This window comes from Nitratifractor sp. (genome assembly GCF_015487065.1).
Lineage (GTDB): Bacteria > Campylobacterota > Campylobacteria > Campylobacterales > Sulfurovaceae > Nitratifractor.
On sequence record NZ_WFQN01000072.1, the window covers coordinates 1 to 7,618 of the forward strand.

General features: G+C 57.2%; 9 protein-coding genes. All 9 read left to right on the forward strand.

Annotated features, from left to right (window positions below):
- Positions 1-48 precede the first annotated feature (48 nt).
- The 9 genes from F8I07_RS03955 (at position 49) to F8I07_RS03990 (ending at position 7,336) form a co-directional block, all read left to right on the forward strand.
- The gene (locus F8I07_RS03955) at positions 49-1,335 is read left to right on the forward strand and encodes a M48 family metallopeptidase (protein ID WP_292656008.1); all 1,287 of its coding nucleotides are present in this window, start codon (positions 49-51) and stop codon (positions 1,333-1,335) included.
- On the forward strand, positions 1,313-2,143 hold the full coding sequence (prmC, locus tag F8I07_RS03960) for a peptide chain release factor N(5)-glutamine methyltransferase (protein WP_292656011.1): 831 nt from the start codon (positions 1,313-1,315) through the stop codon (positions 2,141-2,143). Before F8I07_RS03955 ends, prmC begins: the two co-directional genes overlap by 23 nt.
- Before the next feature lie 165 nt (positions 2,144-2,308).
- Entirely contained in the window at positions 2,309-2,788 is a 480-nt protein-coding gene (locus F8I07_RS03965; RefSeq protein ID WP_292656014.1) for a DUF4149 domain-containing protein, read from the forward strand.
- Positions 2,789-2,855: 67 nt separating this feature from the next.
- Entirely contained in the window at positions 2,856-3,350 is a 495-nt protein-coding gene (locus F8I07_RS03970; RefSeq protein ID WP_292656016.1) for a DNA-deoxyinosine glycosylase, read from the forward strand.
- Between the two features lie 156 nt (positions 3,351-3,506).
- Complete coding sequence (locus F8I07_RS03975) at positions 3,507-4,334, forward strand: symmetrical bis(5'-nucleosyl)-tetraphosphatase (RefSeq protein WP_292656019.1); 828 nt, start codon at positions 3,507-3,509, stop codon at positions 4,332-4,334.
- 12 nt (positions 4,335-4,346) lie between these two features.
- Positions 4,347-4,493 (forward strand): MarC family protein, encoded by a 147-nt coding sequence (locus F8I07_RS10075; RefSeq protein ID WP_367264408.1) that lies wholly within the window; start codon positions 4,347-4,349, stop codon positions 4,491-4,493.
- Positions 4,494-4,561: 68 nt separating this feature from the next.
- The gene (locus F8I07_RS03980) at positions 4,562-4,975 is read left to right on the forward strand and encodes a DUF3302 domain-containing protein (RefSeq protein ID WP_292656021.1); all 414 of its coding nucleotides are present in this window, start codon (positions 4,562-4,564) and stop codon (positions 4,973-4,975) included.
- Positions 4,975-5,931: an efflux RND transporter periplasmic adaptor subunit gene (locus tag F8I07_RS03985; RefSeq protein WP_292656024.1), complete on the forward strand. Its 957-nt coding sequence runs from the start codon at positions 4,975-4,977 to the stop codon at positions 5,929-5,931. Before F8I07_RS03980 ends, F8I07_RS03985 begins: the two co-directional genes overlap by 1 nt.
- 16 nt (positions 5,932-5,947) lie before the next feature.
- The gene (locus tag F8I07_RS03990) at positions 5,948-7,336 is read left to right on the forward strand and encodes an efflux transporter outer membrane subunit (protein WP_292656027.1); all 1,389 of its coding nucleotides are present in this window, start codon (positions 5,948-5,950) and stop codon (positions 7,334-7,336) included.
- The last annotated feature ends 282 nt before the right edge of the window (positions 7,337-7,618 follow it).

Genomic DNA, 7,618 nt, shown 5'->3' on the forward strand with positions numbered 1-7,618 from the left:
GGTATAAAATTATCGCTTCGTTATCTACGAAAGAGAAAAAGGACATCGATGCTACTTTGGATCGTCGGAATCTATACCCTCTACACGCTCGTCAAAATCTACCTCTCGGTGATGGAGATCGGTTATGTCAACGTCGAAAAGCGGCGAAAGCCGGTGCTGATGCCCCAGGGGCGTTATTTTGTCGCCGGTAACTACGCCATCGCCAAAGAGCGTCTCGCCATCGTCCAGAATTTTGTCGAGTATCTGCTCTTTCTCTGGTGGGTGTTGGCGGGATTTCGCTGGCTGCAGGGGATCGTGGGGATCCAGGAGAGTGTCGGCAACGCCGTGCTTTTCCTCTTCGCCTTTTTCGGGATCAACTGGCTGGTAAATCTTCCTTTCGAGATCTACGCCAAATTCAAGATCGACCAATCCTTCGGCTTTAACAAAACGACTCCGAAGATGTACCTGATCGATACCCTCAAATCGATTGCCCTCTTTGTCGTGATCGGAGGGCCCATTCTCGCCGTTTTGGCCTGGGTGATCGCCGAGTTCCGCGACTGGTGGATCTGGGGATTTGTGCTGCTTTTCGCCGTGGCGCTGCTTGCCAACGTGATCTACCCCACGATCATCGCGCCGATTTTCAACAAATTCACTCCGCTTCCCGAGGGAGAACTGCGCGACGCGATCGAAAAGATGATGGCCGAGGCGGGGCTGCGCAGCGATGGGATCTTCGTGATGGATGCCAGCAAGCGCGACAGCCGGCTCAACGCCTACTTCGGCGGCCTGGGAAAGGCCAAGCGGGTCGTGCTTTTCGATACGCTGCTGGATAAGCTCAACGACAAAGAGTTGCTGGCGGTACTGGGCCACGAACTGGGCCACTACAAACACGGGGACATCTGGAAAAACATCGCGATGATGGGCGGGTTTCTCTTTGTCGCCTTCTATATCTTCGGCCATCTGCCCCAGCGGCTCTATCTGGAGATGGGGGTCGTCCCCACCGCGGGCGTGACCCTGGCGACGATCGCTCTGCTGCTTCCGGTGCTGGCTTTTGTCTACACGCCGCTGATGAGCATGCTCAGCCGGCACAACGAGTACGAAGCCGACCGTTACGGGGCCGAGGCGGGGGGACGACAATCTCTGATCTCCGCCCTGCTCAAGCTGGTGGGAGAGAACAAAACTTTCCCCAAATCCGATCCGATCTATTCGCGCTTCTACTACAGCCATCCCCCGATCCTCGAACGCCTCGAAGCTCTGGGCTACGACCCGGAGCGTGTCGATATGGATGCTGAGCTGCCCAAAGAGGGGATCTTCGAATTTCTCGAGCAGATCGACGATGCGGACGATGACGGCCGCTGAAGCTTTGAGCGAAGCCTCCGTACGCCTGAGAGGGGTTGCGCAGCGCCCCCGCCTGGAGGCGGAGATTCTGCTGGCGTATCATCTGGGCTGTGAGCGCAGCCGCCTGCTTCTGCGGGATCGGGAGATCCTGGAAAAGCCGGAAGCCTTTTTCGCCCTCGTGGAGCGGCGACGGGCTTATGAACCGGTGGAGTATATCACCCGCGAGGTGAGCTTTTACGCAGAAGAGTTCTTCATCGCTCCCGGGGCTTTGATTCCCCGCCCGGAGACGGAAATCCTGGTCGACGAAGCGGCGGCACTGATCCGGGAGAGGGGCTATCACCGCATCGCCGAGATCGGCGTCGGCAGCGGAGCGGTTTCGGTGACGCTGGCGCGGCTCTTCCCCGATCTGCGGATCGTCGCCACCGACATCAGCGAAGAAGCTCTGGCCGTGGCGAGGGAAAATCTGCGCCGTTTCGAGCTGGAGGACCGCATCGAATTGCGGCACACTTCGCTGCTGGAAGGAGTCGAACCTTCCGCGGCGGAGATGATCATTTCCAATCCCCCCTATGTGGCCGAAAGGTGCGTGCTGGAGCCCAATGTGGCAGACTACGAACCCCATAGAGCGCTCTTCGCCCCCGATGAGGGGACACGGTTGCTCAAAGAGATCGTCCTTCTCGCCCGGGAGCGCGGCGTTCCCGTCCTCTGCGAGATGGGATACGATCAACGCGGGCCGATGGAGCGCTTTTTCCAAGAAGAGGGGATCGGAAACTATCGCTTTTACAGGGATCTGGCCGGCTTGGATCGGGGATTTATAGTGATGGAGAATTGAGGATGGAGAATGGAGAATGAGATGATTTTGGATGGTGAATTTTGGATGATGGATGTTGGTTTGCGTTGCGGAGCAACGCCTTTATTAAATTGTCGCCAATGGCGACACCAAACACTATCGACTATTGACTAGAGACCAACGACTAATAAAAACTAAGGATATACAATGAAAAAAAACTTTCGAATCGCCACGATGGCCTATCTGATCTGGCTGGGCGCGATGCTCGGCGCCGTACTCTACGCCGGGGCGGTAGTGGCCCCCGTGATCTTCCACAGTGCCCAATGGCTCGGCGCGGATCTTCTGAGCCACTATCAGGAGGGGTTGATAATGACGCGCAACTTCGTGCTCCTGAGTTACGCGGTGACGCTGACAATCCTCTTCGTCTTTCTCTACGAGGGGTACAAGTACAAAATGGGAGAGCGGGACAAATGGACGATTGCCGCCGCTTTCGTCGTGATCTTTACCGGAGCGATGTTCAACTGGTACTATCTGCCCGACATCGTGACGATGCAGATGGCGGGAGAGAAGATGACGCAGAGCCAAGCCTTTTTGGCTACCCACAAAGGGAGCGAGCTCGATTTCAAGATTTTCGCCGTCGCGATTTTGTTGCTGATGGTGCAGAATATGCGCAAAGCTTGTAAGTGAGAGTGGGTAGTGCGTAGTAGGTAGCGAGTAGAAGTAGAATATGATGGCAGTTTGAAAGTGAATAAAAATGAAAGAACGATTAGCACATCCATTCGATCCCATTGTCTTTCCCGATACGGAGATCCTGATCCTGGGGAGTTTTCCCAGTATCGACTCTTTCGAGAAAGCTTTCTACTACGCCCATCCGCGCAACCAGTTCTGGCCGATCCTCTCGGAAATCACCGGTTATCCGGTCAACAACCGGGATCAGAAGATCTGGCTGCTCAAGCGCTCGAAACTCGGGCTTTGGGATATGGTCGCCGGCTGCCGGAGGGAAAACTCCCTCGACAGTTCCCTCAAAGGGATCGAAGTCAACGATATCCCTGGACTGCTGCGACGCATCCCCACGATCCGGAAGATCCTCTTCACCGGCCGCAAAGCCCAGGAGCTTTTCGAAAGGAACTTCGGGGATCTCGAGATCGAAAGGGATTATCTGCCCTCTCCGTCGCCTGCCTATGCGGCGATGAATTTCGGGGAGAAGGTGCGGGAGTATGGTGAGAAATTGGAGATTACAAATGACTAGTTATTGGTTATTGGTTATTGGTCATTGGGGGCAGGGTTTCAGCCCTGCATGCGGGAATGAATTCCCGCTTCCTGTCAGTCGCGTCGCAAAGCGACGCCCCGAAATTCTCCATTCTCCATTCTCCATTCTCCATCCGAACTCCGTAGGAGTTCGCTAATGATCTGGGCTATCGGCGATATTCAAGGGTGCTACGATCCGCTGATGCGGTTACTGGAGAAGATCGATTTCGATCCGGAGCGCGATACGCTCTGGCTGGCGGGGGATCTGGTCAACCGGGGGAAGAAGTCCAAAGAGGTCCTGGAATATCTCTATGGCATCCGTAAAAGTCTGCGAGTGGTGCTGGGCAATCACGACATCGCATTGCTGGCGGCTTGGTGGGGGATCAAAAAGTCCAATCCGACCCTCGATCCGATTCTCGAAGCCCCCAACTCCGAGCCGTGGCTGGAGTGGCTGCGCAGGCGCCCTTTTGTCCAGCTCGATCACGAACTGGGGTACGTGATGGCCCACGCCGGGATTCCACCGGAGTTTGGCCTGGGGACCAGTCTGCATTACAATCGACTACTTATGCAGAAGCTGCAAAGCGAGCGCGCGAGCGAGTGGCTGGCGGTGATGATGGGGAAAAACGAGGATCATTTCGACCCGTTAGGTGATGATCTGCAACATCAGCGCTATATGCTTGCGGGTTTTATCCGGATGCGCTACTGCTACCCCGACGGCCGCCTAGACTTCGATCAAAAAGGCGCCCCCGGCAAAAAGACCCGGGCGAAAGGGCTGCTGCCCTGGTTTGAATGTCCGGTGCGCAAACGGGTCGAGGAGAAGATCCTCTTCGGCCACTGGTCGACGCTGGGATATTTCGAAAACAATGACGTCTGCTGCTTGGATAGCGGATGCCTCTGGCAGGGGAAACTCACCGCACGGCGCCTGGATACGAAAGAGCCGCAGATCGTCCAGGTGGAGTGCCCGGAGGGGATTCGGCCGAGGTAGCCCTCCTATTCAATAAGGAAGGCCGAACCGATCGGGAAAAAGCTGGGGGAGACGGGGCTCAACATCGCTATCCACCTGATGGGGATACTGCTGGCTGCTATCGGTGTGCAGATAATCGCCCACGGCCTGGCGAAGCTTCTGCCGGGCCTGGCGGGTTGAACGTGACCCTTAAGTGCTTTTAAGGCATAATTAACGAAAACTGTACAAATTCTAAACAAGGAGTATCTATGGCCATCGATCCGAGAACGCTGGACTTCGTGGCGCTGGGGGTCCTCGTGACCGTTGCCATTGTCCTGGTCTACGCGATTATCTACATCCACGACATTCCTTATGAGATGGCGAAAAAACGGAACCATCCCCACCGTGACGCCATCCACGTGGCGGGGTGGGTGAGCCTCTTTTTGATGCACACGATCTGGCCTTTCCTCTGGATCTGGGCCTACCTCTACAAACCGGGCGAAGGGTGGGGGACCGAAACGGTGCAGATCGAGCCGTCGGAAGAGTTGAAATCCGACATCAAAAAGCTCGAGGAGCTCGAAAAAAAGGTCGAAGAGCTCGAAGCGAAACTCCATCATGTCGCCGGTGAGGTACAGAGCCGGTCCACCGGGCCGGTTGACGGGAAGAAAGGAGGGACCGCCTGATGGAAACTTTAATGCTCCTGACCTATGCGGCACTTTGCTGGATCGTTTTCAAAGTCTTCCGTATTCCTGTCAACAAATGGTCGCTCACCACCGCCATCCTCGGCGGGATCGTGATGATCGGAACGATTCTGGCCGGAATGGCCTATTTCCATCCCGGCTCGCAAAGCGCGCGGATCTACTACGTCACGACGCAGATCGTCCCCAACGTCCGGGGCAAAGTGATCGAAGTGGACGCCAAACCCAACGTTCCCGTCAAAAAAGGGGAGATTCTGCTCAAGCTCGACCCGACTCCCTATCAGGCGGTGGTGGATGATCTCAAGGCGCAGCTGGCCTTCGCCGAGCAGCGTCTGAAAGATACCAAACAGTTGGCCGAGACCGCCGGAGGATCGAAGTTCGACGTCTACAAATGGGAGAAAGAGGTCGCATCGCTCAAAGCCAAACTGGTCAAAGCGCAGTTCGATCTGGACAGCTGCGTCGTCCGGGCGCCTTCCAACGGCTACGTCACCCACGTCCGGGTTCGTCCCGGCCAGATGGCGGTCCCCATTCCCGCGTTGCCGGTGATGACCTTCGTCAACAGCGATTCGGCGACGTTGATCGCCGGCTTCGGCCAGGAACCGGCTAAGAACATCAAAAAGGGCGATCCCGCCGAAGCGATCTTCGTCTCGACGCCGGGGCGGACTTTCCAGGGAAAGGTCAAAGAGGTGATCCCCGCTCTGGCCGAGGGAGAACTCTCCGTCAACCGAAATATGGCTTCTTTGGGCCAACAGTTGCCTATCGGCCAGATTCCGGTGATCATCCAGCTGGATAAAAACATCAGCCAGCTCGGCCTGCCCCTAGGTGTCGACAGTACTGTGGCGGTCTACGGAGCCCAGAAGGGGTTCTGGTCCCATGTTGCCATTATCCGGCAGATGCTTTTGCGGATGTTGGCATGGAGCTACTTTCTGCGTTTCCACTGATGAGGAGAGATAGAGAATGAACGTCGAGAAAAAAACGGCCACGCTACTGGCTTCGTCGGCGGTCGCGGCCCTGCTGCTGAGCGGCTGCGCCCACAACGTCGTCCCGAGCAAGAGCGTCACGGCCGAAGTGCGCAAAGCCGGCCCCCACGCCCCCTCCCACTATCGCAGCAGCTACGTCGGGGGCCCCGTCCGCGACGGATGGCTGCAGAGCTTCCGTGATCCCACCCTCGACAAGCTGGTCGTCGAAGCCCAGCGCCAAAACCCCGACCTGATGCTTGCGGCCAGCCGGGTCGAAAAAGCCGCGGCGATGATGCAACTGACCCACGCGGGGATGATGCCCCAGCTGGACATCAACGGCAACGCTCTCGAGCGAAACTGGGACTACAACTACAAAGATCGCGACAACCGCCACTACCGCGCTTCCGCCTACTTCAGCCTGAGCTGGGAGCCGGACCTCTGGGGCCGCCTCGCCAACGAACTCAACGCCGATGCGGAGACCACGGTCGCGACCCTCGCCGACTACGAATGGGCACGCCAGACCCTCTCGGCCAGCACCGCCAGAGCATGGTTCCTCCTCGGTTCGGACAAGATGATCGCCGACTTCTACGCGCAGCTCGTCCGGATCCAGAAAACCGCCCAGAGTGTCCTCGAAAAGCGGGCGAAGATCGGGCAGGGGAATATGCGTGACGTGCATATGATCCGCGGGATGGTCGCCGAAGCCGAAGACGGCCTCCAGAGCGCCCGGATGGCCAGAGAGCAGGATACCCGGGCCCTGGAGACGCTGATCGGGCGCTACCCCGGCAACCTGATCAAAGCCCACAACCTGCGGGCCGTCTCGGGCCGCGTCCCCGCCGGCGTCCCTCTCGAGCTGCTCAACCGGCGCCCCGACATCATCGCCGCCCAGTACCGTGTCGCCTCCGCTTTCCACAATACCGAAGCGATGCGCCTGCTGCGCCTGCCCAGTATCCGCATCTCCGCACAGCTCGGTGTCGATACGATTCAGCAGACACTCGCCAAACTGATCGGCGGCCTCTTTATGCCCGTCTACGACGCCGGAAAGATCCAGGCCAAGATCGACGCCGCTACCGCCGACCAGAGAGCAGCCCTCGCCGCCTACAAAAAGACGGTTTTGAACGCCTACCGCGAAGTGGAAAACGCCCTGGCCAACGACCGCTACCTCGCCCGTCGCTACCACTATCTCAACACAATGGCTACAGAGTACAAAACCGCCTACGTGATGACCGACAAAAACTACAAAATCGGCCAGGGGAGCATCCTCGATGTCCTCCAGGCCCAGAGCAAATGGATCAACGCCAAGATCTTGCGCACCCAGGTGATGAAAGAGCGGCTCATCAACCGCGTCAACCTCCATCTGGCTCTGGGGGGAAGTTTCGATCGAAAATAGTTATTGGTGTATTGGTATATTGGTGTATCGGTGTATTGGGGCTAAAGAGAACTTATCCTAATATACCAATAACCAATAGACCAATTACGCCGCCGTAGGCGGTAGAAGGATTGCCCATGAACCTCGTCATTGCCCTCGATCTTCCGTCTTCCGCCGAAAACCTCAAACTCGCCGAATCTCTCGCCGTCTACGACGATCTCTGGATGAAAGTCGGTTTCCGGACCTATATCCGGGACGGCCGGAACTTTCTCGATACTCTCAAGACGATCAATCCCCATTTCA